The organism is Saccharothrix lopnurensis (assembly GCF_042658445.1).
Classification (GTDB): domain Bacteria; phylum Actinomycetota; class Actinomycetes; order Mycobacteriales; family Pseudonocardiaceae; genus Actinosynnema; species Actinosynnema lopnurensis.
Window position 1 is genome coordinate 33,996 of the sequence record NZ_JBHSQO010000032.1, and the last position, 20,124, is coordinate 54,119.

Consider the following 20,124-nt stretch of genomic DNA (forward strand, 5'->3'; position numbering starts at 1 on the left):
GGTATCGGTGTACACGGAATCGTTGGCGCGGCTCGCGCCCGCCCTGCCGTTGCAGAGCGGGATGATCGCGGCCGGGCTGCGGGACCCGTCGGCCGGGACAGATGTGATCCAGTGCGTGCAGCACTGGCCGAACGGCCTCGACACCGACGCCTACCTCTCGGCGTGGCGGGCGGCGGTGGAACGCCACCCGGTGTTGCGCACCCGGTTCGCCTGGCGCGCCGACGGGGAACTGGAGCAGTGGGCCGGTCCCGCCGAGGACGTGCCGGTGCGGGTCGACGGGTCGGGAACCGACCTCGACGCGTTCCTGGCCGCCGACCGGCGCGCGGGGGTCGACCCGGTGTCGGGGCCGCCGCTGCGGGTGGTGGCGCTGCCCGGGAACGTGGTGGTGGCGACCTTCCACCACGCGATCCTCGACGGGCGGTCGCTGGCCATGCTGCTGGGCGAGGTCGACGACGACTACGCGGCTCGCCGCGCGGGCCGGGCGGTGGGGTTCCCGGAGCGCCCGGACTTCGCCGACTACGCCCGCTGGTACGACGCCCGGCCCGCGTCCGCCCGCACCGCCGAGGAGCGGTTCTGGGCGACGGAGCTGGCCGGGCTGCCCGAACCCGGGCCGCTGCCGCTGGAGCACGCCGGGCCGGGCACGCCGGTGATGGCCACGGCGGGCGCCGACCTGACCGACGCGGAGACGCGGGCGGTGCGCGCGCTGGCCGACGGCGCGGGCGTCACGGTGAACACCGTCGTGCTCGCCGCGTGGGGACTGCTGCTGGCCGTGCACGCCCGCCGCGACGAGGCGGTGTTCGGCGTGACCCGGGCCGCCCGGCACGGCACCGCCGAGGGCGCGCGGGACATGCTGGGCCTGCTGCTGGCCACCGTGCCGCTGCGGCTGCCGGTCGACCGGGACGCGTCGGTGGCCGACTGGCTGCGGTCGGTGCGGGAGCGCTCGGTCGCGGCGCGGGACCACCAGCTGTGCCCGCTGCCGGACATCCAGCGCGCCGCCGGCAACGACGCGGCGCTGATGAGCAGCCTGGTGCTGTTCGAGCACCAGGAAATCAACACCGTGCTGGCCGCGCGGCCCGCCTCGCCGCCGGGCAGGCACGTGCGCATCCTGCGCACCCCGGGCTACGCCATGACCCTGTACGCCTTCGCCGAACCGCGCCTGAGCCTCCAGCTCATCCACGACACCGGCCGCTTCCCCGACTGGGCGGCCGACGCACTGCCGGCTCGGGTGCGCGACCTGCTCGCGGGCATGGCCGAGGACCCGGGCCGGGCCGTGCGGGAGCTGACCGAGCCGCGCGGTGACGAGCGGGCCCACCTGCTGCGCGGGTGGAACGACACCGGGATCGACCTGGACGAGGGCGCGACCGTGCCGGCGCTGTTCGCCGAGCAGGTGTGGGTGCGGCCCGAGGCGGACGCGGTGTTCGACGGCGAGCGGTGGCTGAGCTACGCGGAGCTGGACGAGCGGTCGAACCGGTTGGCGCACGTGCTGGTCGAGCGCGGCGCCGCGGCGGACCGGCCGGTCGGGTTGGCGCTGCCGCGCGGCGCGGAGCTGGTCACCGCGATGCTCGCGGTGCTCAAGACCGGCGCGGCGTACCTGCCGCTGGACCCGGCCAACCCGGCGGCGCGGGACGAGGTCGCGCTGCGGGAGTCGGGCACGCCGCTGGTGGTGACCGACCGGCCGCGACCGCTGCCCGCCGGGGTGGCCGGCGTGGTGCTGTCCGAGGTGGACCTCGGCGCGCGGTCCCCGGTGTTCGACGCGGTCCCGGCGCACCCGCTGGGCGTCGCCTACGTCAACTACACCTCCGGTTCCACCGGCAGGCCCAAGGGCGTCGCGGTGCCGCACCGGGGTGTGGTGCGGCTGGTGACCCGGCCGTCGTTCGCGCGGTTCGGCCCCGGTGAGACCTTCCTGCACCTGTCGGCGACCGCGTTCGACCTGACCACGCTGGAGGTGTGGGGCGCGCTGCTGACCGGGGGCCGGGTGGTGGCCGCGCCGGAGGGCCCGGTCGAGCCGGCCGTGCTGAGCGACCTGCTGCGCACCCACCGGGTGAGCGTGCTGTGGTTGACCGCCGGGCTGTTCCACGCGCTGGACCCGGCCCTGCTCGCGGACGTCGGGCAGCTGCTGGCCGGCGGCGACGTGCTCGCGCCCGACGCGGTGCGCGCGGCGCTGCGGGCCCGCGGCGGCAAGCCGGTGGTCAACGGGTACGGGCCGACGGAGAACACCACCTTCACCTCCTGCCACGTGATGACCTCCGCCGACCAGGTCGGCGCGACCGTGCCGATCGGCGCGCCGGTGCAGTCCAGCACCGCGCACGTCCTGGACGAGGACATGCGGCCGGTGCCGGTCGGGGTGACCGGCGAGCTGTACACCGGCGGCGACGGGGTGGCGCGCGGCTACTGGGCCGCGCCCGCGGCGACCGCGGCGAAGTTCGTGCCCGACCCGTTCGCCGAACGGCCCGGTGGACGGCTGTACCGGACCGGCGACCTGGCGCGGTGGCGGCCGGACGGCGTGCTGGAGTTCCTGGGCCGCGCGGACCAGCAGGTGAAGGTGCGCGGGTTCCTGGTCGAGCCGGCCGAGGTGGAGGCGGTGCTGCGGGAGCACCCCGGGATCGGCGCGGCGGCCGTGCTGCCGGTCGGCGACGGGGACGCCCGGCACCTGGTCGCCTATGTGGTGCCCGCCGGTCCGCTGGACGTGGACCGGGTGCGGGCGCACGTCGCGGAACGGCTGCCCGCCTACCTGTGCCCGGCGCGGTACGTGCCGCTGCCGGAGCTGCCGCTCAACCGCAGCGGCAAGGTGGACCGGGCGGCGCTGCGTTCGGTCCGCGCGCCGGGCGCGCGGGGCGCGGACCGGACACCTCCGGCGACGGCCACCCAGCAGCGGTTGGCGCGGCTGTGGCGGCAGCTGCTGGACGTGCCGGAGGTGTGGGCCGAGGACGACTTCTTCGCCGTCGGCGGCAACTCGCTGCTGGCCGTGCGGCTGGCCTTCCGGGTGCGGGAGGAGTTCGGCGTGGAGGTGCCGGTGGCGCGGCTGCACCGGGCGCGGACGCTGACCGCGTGCGCGGCGGTGCTCGACGCGACCGTGCCGGCCGGCCCGGGGCCGTCGGCCGGCATCACGCGCCGGGACCGCTCGGCGTACCGGGTGCCCGCGACGCGCCCCGTCGAGCGGCCCGTGGCCGACCACCTGGTGGTGCCCGCCGGTGGCGGCGACTGGGCGGCGTGGCGGTGGGTCGAGCTGCGCGGCACGGGTTTCGGCATCGAACCGCTGCTGGCGGTGGCCAGTCCGGGCGCTGCGCGCGCGGCGGAGGAGGCGCTGGCCGCCGAGGACGCCCTGGGCGAGGCCAGGTGGTCGGCGTTCCGGGTGCTGCGCGAGGTCGAGGACCGGGCGCGGGGCGAGCAGCGGTCGGCGCTGCGGCGCATCGGGCGGCTGGTGCGCAAGGGCCGGTTCGAGGAGGCGCGGGCGGCGCTCGCCGCGGTGCCCGAGGTGGTCGGCCTGGGCGCGGTCGCGGAGGCGCCGTCGACGCCCACCGCCGTCCCCACCGTCACCGGCACCGCCGAGGTGCAGCTGGTGCTGCCGCGGTCCGGGGTGGACGCGGCGCTGGTCGCGGCGGTCGAGGCGGCCGCCCGGCACGAGGAGCTGGTGGCCGCGTACGCCGACCGGTTCGAGGAGGGCCGCCGGGCCGCGGCCGAGGTGCTGCGCGGGGTCAGCGGTGACCCGAGGTTCCGCGAGGCCGTCGCCTGGCAGAACCCCCGGGCGTTGCAGACCGCGGTGGACGCGCTGCACCGGGCGCTGTCCGGCGACCGGTCCGCCGCGCGCAACGTGGACTACCGCCGCTGGGAGCACACCGTCGTCAGCTACCTCCAGCGGTACTGCGCGAAGAACGACACCATCGGCTTCTTCGGGCCCGTGGGGTGGGCGCGCGTCGAGGACGACGCCCCGGCCGCGATCACCGCGCGACCCGGGCCCGACCTGATCGCCGCGCGCACGGTCTACCTGGAGAACTGGGCCGTGCAGCAGGTGGCCGAGGCGCTGACCACGGACGCGGTGCGGCCCTGGGCGGTGCCGAGGCGGATGCCGTTCGTGCACGTCGAGGGCGAGGTGCTGCGCGTGCCGATGACCGGGGCGGTGCGGCTGCCCCCGGTGGAGGCCGCGGTGCTGGCCGCGTGCGACGGGCTGACCCGGGCCGGGGGGATCGCCGAGCGCCTCGGGCTGCCGGTCGAGGAGGTGCTGGCGGTCCTGGAGCGGTTGCGCCTGGCCAAGCGCATCGCCTGGACGCTGGAGGTGCCGCCGGAGGCGCTGGTGCCCGAGGAGTCGCTGCGGGAGCAGGTCGCGGCCATCGGCGACGACGCGGCGCGGGCCGGCGCCGAGCGGCAGCTCGCCGGGATCGAGGCCGGTCGTGACGCCGTGCGCGACGCCGTGGGCGACCCGGACCGGCTGGTGCGGGCGGTCGAGGACCTGCACGAGCGGTTCACCGCCGTCACCGGCGCCGCCGCGGTGCGCCGACCCGGGCTGTTCTACGCCGGGCGCACCGTGGTGCACGAGGAGTGCCGCCGCGACCTCGACGTCACCCTGTCCCCCGCGCTGCTGGAGACGCTGTGGTCGCCGCTGTCGCTGGTGCTGGAGGCGGCGCGCTGGTTCACCTCGGCCGGGGCGGCGCTGTACGGGCGGGCGCTGCGCGAGGTCTACCGGCAGCGCGTCGCCGCCACCGGCGACGACCACGTGAACCTCGCGGACTTCTGGCTGTGGGCCAACGACACCATCTTCCGGCTCGACGAACGGCTGATCAGCCGCCTGGTCCGGGCGTTGCAGGACCGCTGGGCGACGGCGCTGGGCGGCCACGAGCCGGGTGCCCGCGACGTCCACCACCGCGTCGCCGACGTGCGGGAGGCGGTGCTCAAGGCGTTCGCCGCGCCGCGCCCCGGCTGGCGCGGCGCCGTCCAGCACAGCCCGGACGTGCTCATCTCCGCCCGCGACGAGCAGGCCATCCGGGACGGCGACTACCGCTGGGTGCTGGGCGAGGTGCACCCGGGCGTGAACACCATGCGCTCGGCCCTGTTCGTCTCCCAGCACCCCGATCCCGGGCAGCTGCGCGAGGCGATGCGGCGGGACATGAACGGGCCGCGGGTCGTGCTGGCCACCACCCGCGAGGAGGGCGGCACGCCGCAGCGCCTCGCGGACGCCCTGGTGCTGCCCGAGGACCTGAAGATCGTGTTCGGCCACGACGCCTGCGGGCCCGGCCTGCGCGGCGCGGTGCCGGTCGGCGCGTGCGACGTGGTCGAGGTCGGCGGCCGGCTGCTGGCCCGCAGTCGCGACGGCGGGGTGGACCTGGACCTCGTCGAGCTGCTCAACGAGCAGGTGATGGCCCAGCTGGTGCAGCACTTCCGGCTGCTGCCCGCCGGGGAGCACACCCCGCGGGTGAGCCTGGACCGGCTCGTGGTGGCCCGCGAGGGTTGGCGGCTGCCGACCTCGAAGTGCGGGTTCGCCTCCGCCGCCGACGAGCCGACGCGGTACCTGCGGGCGCAGGCGTGGCGCCGGGAGCACGGCCTGCCGAGGTTCGTGTTCGTCAAGAGCCCGGTGGAGCACAAACCGTTCTACGTGGACCTGGAGAGCCAACCCTCGGTCGAGCTGTTCGCGCACGCGGTGCGCGCGCTCGACCGCGAGAAGCCGGGGTCCCCGATGGGGATCGGCGAGATGCTGCCCGGCCCGGACCAGCTGTGGCTGACCGACGTGCACGGCGCGCGGCACACCGCGGAGTTCCGGGTCGTGGCGGTGGACCGGCGCGGCCGGCCGGAGAAGGGGAGCACAGCGGTGAACGCCGGAGCAGAAGGAGGGCCGCGGTGAGCGCGGTGATACCGGAGGGTCGGGCGGACGAGGTGTTCCTGTTCCCGGCCTCGTCGGGCCAGCGCAGGCTGTGGCTGGTGGACCAGCTGCTGCCCGCGAGCCCCGTCTACAACATCGGCTGGCGGGTCGGGATCGACGGCCCGCTGGACCGCGGCGCGCTGGAGCGGGCGCTGAACCTGCTGGTCGCGCGGCACGAGGCGCTGCGCACCAGGTTCGCCGCCGAGGACGGCGTGCCGGTGCAGGTCGTGCCGGCCTCGCTGACCGTGCCGCTGCGGCGGGTGCGGGCCGAGGACGTCGAGGCGGCGGTGCGCGAGGAGGTGCGGCGGCCGTTCGCGCTGCACGACGGGCCGCTGCTGCGCGCCACCCTGGTGGACGGCGACCCCGGTGGTGGCAACCCGGGTGGCAACCCCGTCGGCGAGGACGTGCTGGTGCTCGTGCTGCACCACTCGATCGCCGACGGCTGGTCGTGCGCGGTGCTGTTCGACGAGCTGGCGGCGCTCTACGCGGCCGAGGTGGGCGGTCCGCCCGCCGACCTGCCCGAGCTGCCCGTGCAGTACCCGGACTACGCGGTGTGGCAGCGGGAGCAGGCGGACGGCGGCGCGTTCGCCGCCGACGCCGAGCACTGGCGGCGGGCGCTGGAGGGCGTGCCGACCGTGCTGGTGCTGCCCACCGACTCCGCGCGGCCCGCCGTGCCGACCGGGCGCGGCGGGGAGCTGCGGGTGGGGCTGGAGGTCGAGGACGGGTCGTTCGCCCGGCTGCTGGCGGTGTTCCAGTGCGTGCTGCACCGGGTCACCGGGCAGGCGGACTTCCTGGTCGCCACGCCGGTCGCGGCCCGCACCCGGCCGGAGACCGAGGGCCTGGTGGGCTTCGTGGCCAACACCCTGCCGCTGCGCGCGACGTTCACGCCGGGCACCACGTTCGGCGAGGTCGTCGCGGCGGCCGAGGCGGCGACCGTGGCCGCGCTGGCGCACCAGGACCTGCCGTTCGAGCAGCTGGTGGACCTGGTCGCGCCGCAGCGGACGCTGGCGCACGCGCCCCTGGTGCAGGTGCTGTTCGCGGTCGAGCCGGAGCCGCCCGCGCGGCAGGCCGGACCGGTCACCCTCCGACCCGGGGCGGTGCACAACGGCGGCGCGAAGTTCGACCTGTCGCTGACCGTCGAGCGGGCCGGCGACCGGTGGTTCGCGCGCTGGCAGTACGACGCCGAGCTGTTCGGGGTGGCGTCGGTCGAGGCCCTGCACGCGGTGTTCGCCGCCGCCGTGCGCGCCCGGCCCGCCGACCTGGTCGCGGAGCTGCCCCTCACCGACGGCGACTTCGGCGAGCACGCCGCGGAGGTGCCCGCGGGGACGGCGGCCGAGCTGGTGCTCGCCGCGCTCGCGCAGGACCCGGACGGGGTGGCCGTCGAGGGCGCGCTGACCCGGGGCGAGCTGGACCGGGCGGCGAACCGGCTGGCGCACGCGCTGCTGGCGGCGGGCGTCGAACCGGACCAGCCGGTGGCGCTGTGCCTGGACCGGGGCCCGGCGATGGTGACCGGCATCCTCGCCGCCTGGAAGGCGGGCGCGGGCTACCTGCCGCTTGACCCGTCGTGGCCCGCCGCGCGGCTCACCGCGATGGCCGAGGGCTCCGGGGTGACCGTGCTGGTCACCGACGGGGCGGCCCGCGCGGTCACCGGCCCGCTGGCCGGTGCGTGGACCGAGGTCGACCTCGACACCGCCGACCCGGCCGCCCACCCGGACACCCCGCCGGCCGCCGCGCCGCAGCACCCCGGCAGCCTGGCCTACGTCATCCACACCTCCGGCTCCACCGGCAGGCCCAAGGGCGTGCGGTGCACCCAGGGCGGCCTGCACGCGCTGCTGCGCGCCATGGTCGAGCTGACCGGGCTGGGCCCGGCGGACCGGCTCGCGTCCATCACCACGCCCGCGTTCGACGTGTCCACGGTGGAGATGCTCGCCCCGCTGGTCGCCGGGGCGACGCTGGTGGTGCTGCCCGCCGACGACGTGGCCGACGGCGCGCTGCTGCGCGAGCGCCTCGCGGAGACGCGGGCGACCGTCGTGCAGGGCGGGCCCGCCAGCTGGCGCATGGTCGTGGCGGCGGGCGGGGTGCCCGCGCACGTGCGGCTGCGGATCAGCGGCGGCGAGGCGATGACCCGCGACCTGGCCGACGACCTCCAGCACGACGGCGCGGTGCTCGTCGACGGCTACGGGCCCACCGAGACCACGGTGTACTCGGCGGCCGGCGTCGTGGCGCACGCCCCGGCCCCGGTGCGGCTGGGCCCCGCGGTGCCGGGCACCTCGCTGCACGTGCTGGACCCGCTGATGCGTCCGGTGCCGCCGGGCGTCATCGGCGAGCTGCACATCGGCGGCGCGGGCGTGGCGCGCGGCTACCACGGCCTGCCCGCCCAGACCGCCGAGCGGTTCCGGCCCGACCCGTTCGGCGCCGTCCCGGGCGGGCGGCTCTACGCCTCGGGCGACCTGGTCCGGCGGCACGCCGACGGGCGGCTGGAGTTCCTGGGCCGCGCCGACCGGCAGCTCAAGATCCGCGGCTACCGCATCGAGCCCGGCGAGGTCGAGGCGGTGCTGCGGGCGCACGAGGACGTGGCCCAGGCCGTGGTGGTGGCGTGGTCCGCGCACGCGGCGGACGTGCGGCTGGTCGCCTACGCGGTGCCCGCCGACCCGGCGCTGCCCGAGGACGAGCTGCGCCGGCGGGTGCGGCCGCACCTGGCCGCGAACCTGCCCGAGTACATGCTCCCGGCCACCGTCGTGGTGCTCGACGCGCTGCCGCGCACCGGGACCGGGAAGATCGACCGGGACGCGCTGCCCGCCCCGGTGTGGACCACCGAGGACGTCGAGCGGGTCGAGCCGCGCGACGACGCCGAGCGGCGCATGGCGCAGATCTGGCGCGAGGTGCTGTCGGTGCCCGCGGAGGCCCCGCTGGGCGTGCACGACAACTTCTTCGCCCTGGGCGGCCACTCGCTGACCGCCACCCAGATGCTCGCCCGGGTCCGCGCCGCGTTCGACGCGGACCTGCCGCTGGCCACGCTGTTCGCCGCGCCCACGATCGCCGGGCTGTGCGGCGGCCTCGGCGGCGCCCGGACCGCGGTGCGCGGCCCCGTGCCGCTGATCGACCAGCTCGACGACCTGTCCGACGACGAGATCGACCGCCTGCTGGGCACGCTCGACGACGACTTCGGCGACGACGGGGACCTGACGTGAACCGGCGCACCCCGAACGGGTCAAGCCCCGGTCGGCGGACCCCGGACGGGCACGCCCCGGACCGGCACGCGCTGGTCGTCGGCGCGGGCCTGGCCGGCTCGCTGACGGCGGTCTACCTGGCCCGGCGCGGCTTCCGGGTCCGGGTGCTGGAGCGGCGCGGCGACCCGCGCACGCCCGGCGTCCGCGAGGAGGGCCGCTCGATCAACCTGGGTCTCTCGCAGCGCGGCATCGTGGCGCTGCGGGAGGTGGGCCTGCTGGAGCGGCTGGCCCCGCTCACCGTGCCGATGCGCGGCCGCGTCGTGCACCTGCCCGACGGGCTGCGCTTCCAGCCCTACGGCCTGGCCGAGGACCAGATCCTGCACTCCGTGCTGCGCCACGACCTCAACGTGGCGCTGGTCGACGAGGCCGAGCGGCTGGGCGTGGGGTTCGACTGGGGCCACCGGGTCACCGCCGTGGACCGGGCCAAGCCCGCGGTCACCACCGCCGGGCCGCACGGCGAGGAGGTGCACACCGCGGACCTCGTGGTCGGCGCGGACGGCGCGTTCTCCGCGGTGCGCGCCCACCTGGGCCGGGGCCTGCGGGTGGACCTGCACCAGGAGTTCCTGGAGTGGGGCTACAAGGAGCTGCTGATCCCGGTCGGCGACGACGGGCGGCCGCGCACCGAGCTGCGCGCGCTGCACGTGTGGCCCGGCGACGACGGCCTGATCGTGGCGCACCCCAACGCCGACGGCTCGCTGACCGCGACGGTGTTCCTGCCGTTCGCGGGCGAGCACGGGTTCGCCGGGCTCACCGAGCCCGCGCGGGTGCGGGAGTTCTTCGCCCGCCGCTTCCCCGACACGCTCACCCTGGTCCCCGACGTGGTCGAGCAGTTCCTCGACCACGAGGCGGCGAGCCTGGTCACCGTGCGCACCGCGCCGTGGCACACCACCACCGACGAGGGCCGCGGCGTGGTGCTGATCGGGGACGCGGCGCACGCGGTCTACCCGTTCTTCGGGCAGGGCATGAACGCCGCGTTCGAGGACTGCTCGGTGCTCGACCGCTGCCTGGCCGGGCACCCGGACGACCTGCCGGGCGCGCTGGCCGCGTTCGAGGCGGCCCGCCGGCCGCACACCGACGTGCTCGCGGAGCTGTCCAAGCGCAACTTCGTGGAGCTGCGCGACAAGCTGCGTTCGCCGCTGTTCCTGGTCCGCAAGAGGGTGGACCTGGCGCTGCACCGGCTGTTCCCCGACGCGTGGGTGCCGCTCTACACGCTCATCGCGCACACCACCGTCCCCTACGGCGAGGCGCTGGACCGGGCCCGGAAGCAGGACCGCCTGCTCGGCGGGATCGCCGCCGCGCTCACCGGCGCGGCGCTGGCGGGGCTGACCCGACGTACCCGCGGCGGGAGGCGGGCGAGCTGATGCTGATCCACCCCGAGCACCGGGCCCACCCGCTGGTGGAGCCCTCGGACTTCGCCGCGCCCACCCTGCCCCTGGAGGTCGCGGCGCACGAGGCCCGGCTGCGCACCGTGTTCCGGTGGGCCCACGACTACCTGTGCGGCCCGCACCCCGACCTGGGCAGGCGGGGCGCGGTGTGCCCGTTCACCGACACCTCGCTCCAGCGGGGCCTGTTCTACCTGTCGGTGCACCCCGGCAGCCCCGGCGACCCCGACGAGCTGGCCGCCCTGCTGCTGCACTACCGGGACTGGTTCACCGAGCTGGAGCCCCGGACCGGGCCCACCGCGCAGTTCAAGACGATCCTGGTGCTGTTCCCGGACCTGACCGACTTCGGGGTGGTCGACCGGGCCCAGCAGGAGCTCAAGCCCGAGTACACCCGGGACGGGCTGATGCTGGGCGAGTTCCACCCCGGCCCGCCGGAGAAGGCCGGCCTGTGGAACCCGGCGTTCCGGCCGCTGCACAGCCCGGTGCCGCTGCTGGCGGTCCGGCACATGGTGCCGACCGACTTCCCGTTCCTGCGCGACGACGACAGCACCGTCGCCGCCTACCTCCAGCGGTTCGGCGACCGCGTGCCCGCGCACCTGCGCGAGCACGTGCAGGCCGCGGCCGCCCGACTCACCACCTCCGGGAGCTGAGATGACGACCGATCCCGGGGCGTCCGCCCGCAAGCGGGAGCTGCTGGCGCGGCGGCGGCGCGGGCGGGCGCCCGCGCCGACCGCCTACCCGCTGTCGTTCGGGCAGCAGCGGCTGTGGTTCCTGGACAAGTTCTCCCCCGGCGGCGCGGTCTACAACGTGCCGGTCGGGCTGCGGCTGCGCGGCGTGCTCGACACCGCGGCGCTGCGGCGGGCGCTGGACCTCCTGGTGAACCGGCACGCCGCGCTGCGCACCACGTTCCCGGACTCGGGCGGGGAACCGGTGCAGCTGGTCGCGCCCACCGGCTCGGTCACCCTGGTGGTGCGGGACCTCACCGGCACCGGCACCGAGCCCGGCGCCGTCGCCGCCGGGGACCGGGACGCGGTCGCCAAGCGGTTCGCCGACGAGCACGCCGGCGTCGGGTTCGACCTGCACCGGGGACCGCTGTTCGCCGCCCACCTCGGCCGGCTGGCCGACGACGACCACGTGCTGGTCCTGGTGCTGCACCACATCACCTCCGACGCCTGGTCGCTGTCGGTGCTGCTGGGCGAGCTGGGCGCGGCCTACGACGCGGCGCTGCTCGGCGAGGAGCCGGACCTGCCGCCGCTGCGGCTCCAGTACCAGGACTTCGCGGTGTGGCAGCGCGACCAGGTGGCGGGCGAGGCGACCGCCGAGCACCTGGCGCACTGGGCCCGGCACCTGGCCGGCGCGCCGGAGCTGCTGACCCTGCCCACCGACCGGCCCCGGCCCGCCGAGGTCGGCTACCGGGGCGCGCTGCACGAGGCGTGGATCGAGGCGCCCGAGCTGGCCGCGCTGGAGCGGCTGGCCCGCGAGCACGGGGCCACGCTGTTCATGGTGCTGCTGGCCGGGTTCGCCGCCCGGCTGGGGCGGCTGGCCGGGCAGGACGACGTGGTGGTCGGCACGCCGGTCGCCGGGCGCTCACACCCGGACCTGGAGCGCCTGGTCGGGTTCTTCGTCAACACGCTGGCGCTGCGCGCGCACGTGGGCGGCGACCCGACGTTCTCCGAGCTGCTGGCGCGGGTCCGCGACGTCGCCCTGGACGGCCTGGCGCACGCCGACCTGCCGTTCGAGCGGCTGGTGGAGCACCTGCGCCCGCGGCGCAGCACCGGCCACTCCCCGATCTACCAGGCCCAGCTGATCCTCACCAACACCCCGCCGCTGACCCTGGCGATGAGCGGCCTGGACGTGCGGGCGGTGGTGCCCGACCCGGGGGTGTCGAAGTTCGACCTCACGCTGGCCGCCGACCGGCAGGGCGACGCGCTCGGCCTCGGGGTGGAGTACAGCACCGACCTGTTCGACGCCGCCACGATCGCCGGGTTCACCGACCGGCTGGTGGCGCTGCTGGCCGCGGCGGCGCGGGAGCCGGGCAAGCGGATCAGCGAGCTGGACGCGCTCACCGGCGTGGGGCGCTGGGAGGTGCTGGAGGGGCACAACGCCACGGACCTGGCGCTGCCGCCGGCCGCCACCGCGCTCGACCTGGTCGCCGGCGACGGCACCGCCGTGTCCGGTGTGGACGACCGGCTGACCTACGCGGAGCTGGACGTGCGGGCCCGGCGGTACGCGGCCCTGCTGCGGGCGCACGGCGTGACCCGGGGGTCGGCGGTGGCGCTGTGCCTGCCCCGCACCCCGGACCTGGTGGCCGCCGTGCTCGGCGTGTGGCGGGCGGGCGCGGCCTACGTGCCGCTGGACCCCGGCTGGCCCGCGGACCGGCTGGCGCTGATGCTCGCCGACTCGGGCGCGGCCGTCCTGGTCGCCGACGGGGAGCGGCGCCCGGCCTTCGACGGGACCGTGCTGCGCCCGGCCGACGCGGACGGCCGCGAGCCGGACGACTCGCCCTGCCCCGCGTCCGGCGAGGACCTGGCCTACGTGATCTACACGTCCGGTTCGACCGGCACGCCGAAGGGCGTGGAGGTGCCGCACCGGGCGGTGGTGAACCTGCTGGTGTCGTTCCAGGAGCTGTTCGCGCTGTCCCCGGCGGACCGGCTGGCCGCGGTGACCACGCTGTCGTTCGACATCTCCGTGCTGGAGCTGCTGCTGCCGCTGACCGCCGGCGCGGAGGTGCTGGTCGTGCCCACCGAGGTGGCGGGCGACGGCGCGGCGCTGCGGCGGCTGCTGGTCGAGCGCGGCGTCACCGCGCTCCAGGCCACCCCGGCGACGTGGCGGCTGCTGCACGCGGCGGGCGGCGTCCCGACCGGCGTGGTGACGCGGGTCTGCGGCGGCGAGGCGCTGCCCCGCGACCTGGCCGACGACCTGCTGGACGGCGACGGGCTGCTGTGGAACGCCTACGGGCCCACCGAGACCACGGTGTGGTCGTCGACCGGGCTGGTGGAGCCCTCGCCCGCACCGGTGGTGCTCGGACCCCCGATCGGCAACACCCGGCTCTACGTGCTGGGCCCTGGGCTGGAGCCGGTGCCGCCGGGCGTGGTCGGCGAGCTGCACATCGGCGGCGCGGGCGTGGCGCGCGGCTACCGCGCCCGACCGGGCCTGACCGGGGCGCGGTTCGTGCCCGACCCGTTCGCGAGGCGACCCGGGCAGCGGCTGTACGCGACCGGCGACCTGGTGCGCCACCGGTCCGACGGCTCCCTGGAGTTCCTGGGCCGGGCCGACCACCAGGTGAAGGTGCGGGGGTTCCGCATCGAGCCGGGCGAGGTCGAGGCGGCGCTACTGGCCACCGGCGAGGTGCGCGAGGCGGTGGTGCTGGCGGTCGACGAACGCCTGGTCGCCTACGTGGTGCCCGGCGGCGTCGGCGCGGACGGGCTGTGGCCCCGGCTGCGCGCGCGGCTGGCCGAGCGGCTGCCCGACTACATGCTGCCCGCCACCGCGGTGGTGCTGGACGCGTTCCCGCTGACGCCCAACGGCAAGACCGACCGCAACGCGCTGCCCGCGCCCGTCTGGGACGCGGGGGTCGAGCGGGTCGAGCCGCGCGACGACGTGGAGCGGGTGCTGGCGGGCATCTGGGCCGAGGTGCTGGAGGTGCCCGAGGTGGGCGTGCACGACGACTTCTTCGCCCTCGGCGGCCACTCGCTGCTGGCGGCGAAGGCGCTGGCCCGCGTGCACGGCGCGTTCTCGGTGGCGGTGCCGATCGGCCGGATGTTCGCCGCGCCGACGGTGGCGGGCGTGGCCGAGGCGCTGGTGGCCCTGGAGGGCGAGCCGGGGCGGGTGGCCGCGGTCGCGGAACTGCGCGTGCGACTGGCCGGCATGTCGACCGAGGAGGTCGAGGCGATGCTCGGGGAGGCGGCCCGATGACCGGGTCCACGGGAGGTGGCGCCGCCGGTCTGCGGCGGTTCTCGCTGGTCTGGGGCGGCCAGCTGGTGTCGGTGATCGGCTCCGCGCTGACCGCGTTCGTGCTCGGCGTGTGGGTCTACACCGGCACCGGCTCGGTGACCCAGTTCGTGCTGATCCAGTTCTGCGCGGTGGTGCCGGGCATCCTGCTCGCGCCGTACGCGGGCGTGGTCGCCGACCGGTACGACCGGCGGCGCGTCATGCTGGTCGCGGACACCGGCGGCGGCGTGGTGACCGCGCTGCTGCTGGTCGCCACCTCCAGTGGTGGGCTCGCCGTGTGGCAGGTCTACGTCGCCACCGCCCTGGCCGCCACGCTGAACACCTTCCACGTCATCGCCTACACGGCGCTGGTGCCCGCCCTGGTGCCCAAGGAGCACCTGGGGCGGGTCAACGGGCTGATGCAGATCACCCAGGGCGTGCAGATCGCCGCGCCGCTGGTGGCCGGCGCGCTGCTGGCCGTGGTGGGGCTGCGGGGCGTGCTGCTGATCGACGCGGTGTCGATGGTGGTCGCGGTCGGCGCGCTGCTGGTGGCGCGCCTGCCGGAGGAGGCCGTGCGGCCCGTCGGCGCGACCGGCGGCGGGCGCGAGGGCGTCGGGGCCGGGCTGGCCTGGCTGCGCGGCGCGCCCGGCCTGTTCGTGCTGTGCGCGGTGTTCGGGGTGTGGAACTTCCTGTTCGCCATCGCGGGCGGGCTGGTGCAGCCGCTGATCCTGTCCTTCTCCGGCCCCGCGACCCTGGGCGTGCTGATGGCCGCGGGCGGCAGCGGGCTGTTCGTCGGCGGCCTGGTGATGGGCGTGTGGGGCGGGCCGAAGCGCCGGGTCCTGGGCGTCTACCTCGGGTTGGCCCTGGGCGGGGTGTTCCTGGTGCTGCACTCGCTGGCGCCCTCGCCGTGGCTGATCGGGTTCGCCGCGCCCGCCTTCCTGTTCACCCTGCCGCTGATGAACACCTGCTGCGTGACCCTGCTCCAGACCAAGGTGGACCCGGCCGTGCTCGGCCGGGTGCTGGCCGTGGTCCGGGTGCTGAGCACCGCCGCGATGCCCGTCGCGTTCCTGCTGATCGGCCCGTTGACCGACGGCGTGGCCGAACCGCTGATGGCGGCCGACGGCGCGCTGGCGCCGAGCGTCGGCGCGCTGATCGGCACCGGCGAGGGCCGCGGCATCGCCCTGATCTTCCTGGTCGTCGGCGTGCTGATGCTCGCCCTCGCCGCCTGGGCCTGGACCAGGCCGAGGCTGCGTGCCGTCGACGACCTGCCCGACGCGGTGGCCGACGAGGTCCCCACGCCTGAGAGGACCACCCCGTGACCGAGATCTCCGACCACCGCGAACGACTGCTGGCCAAGCTGCTGGCCGCGCGCGGGCTGGCGCCCGCCGGACCCGCCGGCGTGCCCCGCAGGCCCGACGGCGCGGTGGTGCCGCTGACCGGCAACCAGCGCGGCCTGTGGCTGACCGGGCGGCTGGGCCTGGACGCGGGCGCGTACGTCATGTTCGCGACCCTGCGCGTGGCGGGCGAGCTGGACGAGGCGCGGCTGCGCGCGGCCGTGCGGGCGGTGATGGCGCGGCACGAGGCGCTGCGCACCCGGGTGGTGGACACCGACGGCGCGCCCGAGCAGCAGGTGCTCGACGAGGTGGCCGAGGACGTGGTGTTCGCCGCGGTGGCGGACGAGGAGGAGCTGCGCGCGTTCCTGGTGTCCGAGGTGGACACCCCGTTCGACCTGGGCGCCGCGCCGCTGCTGCGGGTGCGGGCGGTGCGGATCGGCGCCGGCACCGCGCTCGTGTTCAGCGCGCACCACATCATCTGCGACGACCTGTCGCTGGGCGTGGTGGCGGACGAGGTCGGCCTGGTCTACGCGGGCGCCGACCCGGGCCCGGTCGCGGCGCAGTTCCCCGACTACGCCCACCGGCAGGCCGACCGGCTGGCCGACGGCGAGCGGCAGCGGCAGCTCGACCACTGGCACGACCGGCTCGCGGGCGCGCCCGACGTGCTGGACCTGGCGCCGGACCGGCCGCGCACGCCCCACCGCACGGTCGCGGGCGGCAGCCACCGGTTCACCGTCCCGGCCGCGCTGGCCGGCGGGCTGGTCGAGCTGACCCGCGCGCACGGCTGCACCACGTTCGCCGGGCTGCTGGCCGCGTTCGGGGTGCTGCTGTCGCGGCGGTCCGGCGTGGACGACGTGGTGATCGGGTCGCCGACCACCCACCGGCCGTTCCCCGACCTGGAACGCTCGGTCGGCATGTTCGTCACCACCACCGCGCTGCGCCTGGACCTGTCCGGCGACCCCACCCCGGCCGAGCTGCTCGGCCGGGCCCGCGCGGTCGCGATCGACGCGCTGGACCACGCGGAGGTCAGCTTCGACGAGGTCGCCGCCCGGGTCGCGCCCCGCCGCGACCTGGCGCACCACCCGCTGTTCCAGGTGATGCTGGTGCTCAACCGGGGCGGCGAGGGCGACCGGTGGGCCGGGCTGCCCGCCACGCCGCTGCCGGTCGACCGGGGCACCAGCCGGTTCGACCTGACCCTGCACGTGCGGGAGACCGACGGCGACTGGCCCGCCAACCTGGACTACAGCGCGGACCTGTTCGAGCCCGACACCGTCGCGCGGATGGCCGACCACCTGATCGCCGTGCTCACCGCGCTCGTCGGGCACCCGGCGACCCGGCTGTCCGGGTTGGACACCACGACCGCCGCCGACCGGGCGGCGGCCGCCGCGGTGAACGGCGAGCCGGACGACGGCCTGGACCCCGGGCTGTCGCTGCGGCACGCGCCGGTGCTGCGGCGCCTCGCCGAGCAGGTCGCCGCGCACCCGGGGGCGACCGCGGTGCTCGACCTGGCCGACGGCGCGGAGCTGACGTTCGCGCGGCTCGACCGGCGCGCCAACCGGGTCGCGCACCTGCTCGCGGAGTGGGGCGTCGGCCCGGAGACGCCGGTGGGCCTGGCGCTCAAGGCCGGCCCCGACGCGCTGGTGGGCCTGCTGGCCGTGCTCAAGGCGGGCGGCGCGTACGTGCCGCTCGACCCGGGGCACCCGCCCGCCCGGCTCGCCGGGCTGCTCGCGGACTGCGGCGCGCCGGTGGTGATCACCGCGCCGGGCAACCGCGACCGGTTCGGCGGGTTCCGCGGCGCGCTGCTGGACACCTCCGACGACGTGTTCACCGGGGAGGCCGACGAACCGCCCGCGGTGCCCGCCACCGAGGACGGCCTGGCCTACGTGGTCTACACGTCCGGCTCGACCGGCGTGCCCAAGGGCGTGCAGGTGCAGCACGACACCCTGGCCAACCTGACCGGCGCGTTCATCGACCTGCACGGGTTCGGCCCGGGGCAGCGGGTGCTGATGGTGCCGCCGCTGAGCTTCGACGCCTCGGTGGGCGACGTGTTCCCGGCGTGGTGCTCGGGCGCGGCGGTCGCGGTGCACCCGGAGCCCGCCTCCATCAGCGGCCCCGACCTGCTCAAGCTGTGCGCCGACCACGGCATCACCGCCGTGGACACCGCGGCCGCCCTGTTCAAGCGGTGGGTCGCCGACCTGGCCGGGCTCACCGTGGACCCGGGCCCGCTGTCGCTGGTGATGTTCGGCGGCGAGGCGGTGCCGACCCCGACCGCCGCCGAGTGGGCCGAGCTGACCGGCGGGAAGGTCAGGCTGGTCAACCACTACGGGCCGACCGAGACCACGGTGTGCGCCACCGCGTTCGCCACGGTCGATGCCTCCGAGGTCGACCCGCGCGCGGCGACGCTGCCGATCGGGCGGCCGCTGCCCGCGGTGCGGGTCTACGTCCTGGACGCCGACCTGCGGCCCACGCCCGTCGGCGTGCCCGGCCAGCTGCACATCGGCGGGCTCGCGCCCGCGCGCGGCTACCGGGGCGACGCGGGGCGCACCGCCGCCGCCTACCTGCCCGACCCGACCGTGGTCGGTGGGCGCATGTACCGGACCGGCGACCTGGTGCGGCTGCTGCCCGACGGGGCGCTGGAGTTCCTGGGCCGGGTGGACGAGCAGGTCAAGCTGCGCGGCCACCGGATCGAACCGGGCGAGGTGCGGGCGGCGCTGCTGGCCCACCCCGGGGTCGTCGAGGCGGCCGTGGCCGTGCGCGGCGACCTGCTGGTGGCCTACGTGGTGCCGCGCCCCGGCGAGGGCGCGCCCGAGCTGGACGAGCTGCGGGCGTTCTGCGCCGAGCGGCTGCCCGACGCGATGCTGCCGGGCGCGCGGGTGGAGCTGGCCGAGCTGCCGCTCACCCGGCACGGCAAGGTCGACCCCGCCGCGCTGCCCGACCCGGACCCGGCCGCCCGCACCACCCCGTACGAGCCGCCGCGGACCCCGGTCGAGCGGACGCTCGCCGAGATCTGGTCGGAGGTGCTGGAGGCGCCGCTGGTCGGGCGGCGGGACAGCTTCTTCGGCCTGGGCGGGCACTCGCTGATCGCGGCCGCGGTGCTGGCGAAGGTGCGGGCCCTGCTGGGCGTCACGGTGCCGCTGCGCGCGCTGTTCGCCACCGCCGACCTCGCCGAGCTGGCCGAGGTGGTGGAGCAGGCCGCCGCGTCCGACCACACCTTCGCCAAGCGCTACCGGTCCGGGCTGCCGACCGTGCCGGAGATGCGGCTCGACGCGGTGCCGCCGGACGACATCGCGCCCCACCACCCGCTGCGGCAGGGACCGCCGGAGCGCGTGCTGCTGACCGGCGCGACCGGGTTCCTCGGCGCGCACCTGCTCAGCGAGGTGCTGGAGCGCACCGACGCCGAGGTCCACTGCCTGGTGCGGGCCGAGACGGAGGCCGTGGCGCTCGCGCGCGTCCGGGCCAACCTGCGCCGCGCCCACCTCGACGTGCCCGAGGAGCGGCTGGCCCGGGTGGTGCCGGTGGTCGGCGACATGTCCCGCCCGCTGCTGGGCCTGCCGGAGAAGGAGTTCGACCGGCTCGCCGAGAGCGTGGACGCCGTCTACCACAACGGCGCGGTGATGAACTTCGTGCTCACCTACCGGTGGATGATGCCGCCGCACGTGGGCAGCACGGTCGACGTGCTGCGGCTGGCCACCCGGTACGCCACCAAACCGCTGCACCTGATGTCCACGCTGGGCGTGTTCCTGGGGTCCAACTACGACCAGCGCCCCGTCAGCGAGGCCGACCGCCCCGAGGACCCGACCGGGCTGGACACCGGCTACCACACCACCAAGTGGGTGGCCGACATGATGGGCGTGCTGGCCCGCGACCGGGGCGTGCCGGTCTCCATCCACCGGATCGCGGCCATCGTGGGCGACGTGCGCACCGGCACCGCGAAGACCGAGTCCTACCTGAGCCGCCAGATCGCGACCTGCGCCCACGCGGGCGCGGTGCCGCGCAGCCCGGACGTGATCGACATGCTGCCGGTGGACCGGCTGGCCGCGGCCATCGCGGGCATCTCCACCCGGCCCGAGCACCACGGGCGGGACTTCCACTACTACCGGGCCGACGGGCTGACCTACCCCGACCTCGGGGACGTGCTGACCGAGCGCGGCTACCCCACCCGGGCGCTGGAGTACGCGGACTGGCGCGCGCTGATGCTGGAGAGCCCGGACAGCGCGTTCGGCCCGCTGGCGTTCGGCCTGACCGCCACGAGCCGGGCGCACCCGGTGTTCGACTGCTCGGCCACCTGGGCGGCCGCCCGCGGGTGCGGCGTGGAGTTCCCGCCCGCCGACGCCGAGATGATCGCCCGCCACGTCGACTACCTCGCCTCGGCGGGGGTCATGCCGGAGAGGACCTGA

7 protein-coding genes are annotated in these 20,124 nt (G+C 76.6%); all 7 read left to right on the forward strand.

Annotated features, from left to right (window positions below):
* Positions 1 to 7 precede the first annotated feature (7 nt).
* From ACFP3R_RS25735 to ACFP3R_RS25765, 7 genes are read left to right on the forward strand one after another with little or no spacing between them, the layout of a single operon-like run.
* A complete protein-coding gene (locus ACFP3R_RS25735; protein ID WP_380639160.1) occupies positions 8 to 5,833 on the forward strand; it encodes an amino acid adenylation domain-containing protein in 5,826 nt (1,941 codons plus the stop codon).
* On the forward strand, positions 5,830 to 9,042 hold the full coding sequence (locus ACFP3R_RS25740; protein ID WP_380639162.1) for an amino acid adenylation domain-containing protein: 3,213 nt from the start codon (positions 5,830 to 5,832) through the stop codon (positions 9,040 to 9,042). Before ACFP3R_RS25735 ends, ACFP3R_RS25740 begins: the two co-directional genes overlap by 4 nt.
* Positions 9,039 to 10,442: an FAD-dependent oxidoreductase gene (locus ACFP3R_RS25745; RefSeq protein ID WP_380639164.1), complete on the forward strand. Its 1,404-nt coding sequence runs from the start codon at positions 9,039 to 9,041 to the stop codon at positions 10,440 to 10,442. The genes ACFP3R_RS25740 and ACFP3R_RS25745 overlap by 4 nt, the downstream gene beginning before the upstream one ends.
* The gene (locus ACFP3R_RS25750; protein ID WP_380639166.1) at positions 10,442 to 11,113 is read left to right on the forward strand and encodes a DUF6875 domain-containing protein; all 672 of its coding nucleotides are present in this window, start codon (positions 10,442 to 10,444) and stop codon (positions 11,111 to 11,113) included. The genes ACFP3R_RS25745 and ACFP3R_RS25750 overlap by 1 nt, the downstream gene beginning before the upstream one ends.
* A 1-nt stretch (position 11,114) precedes the next feature.
* On the forward strand, positions 11,115 to 14,378 hold the full coding sequence (locus ACFP3R_RS25755) for an amino acid adenylation domain-containing protein (RefSeq protein ID WP_380639168.1): 3,264 nt from the start codon (positions 11,115 to 11,117) through the stop codon (positions 14,376 to 14,378).
* On the forward strand, positions 14,375 to 15,712 hold the full coding sequence (locus tag ACFP3R_RS25760; RefSeq protein ID WP_380639170.1) for an MFS transporter: 1,338 nt from the start codon (positions 14,375 to 14,377) through the stop codon (positions 15,710 to 15,712). Before ACFP3R_RS25755 ends, ACFP3R_RS25760 begins: the two co-directional genes overlap by 4 nt.
* The gene (locus ACFP3R_RS25765) at positions 15,709 to 20,124 is read left to right on the forward strand and encodes a non-ribosomal peptide synthetase (RefSeq protein WP_380639172.1); all 4,416 of its coding nucleotides are present in this window, start codon (positions 15,709 to 15,711) and stop codon (positions 20,122 to 20,124) included. The genes ACFP3R_RS25760 and ACFP3R_RS25765 overlap by 4 nt, the downstream gene beginning before the upstream one ends.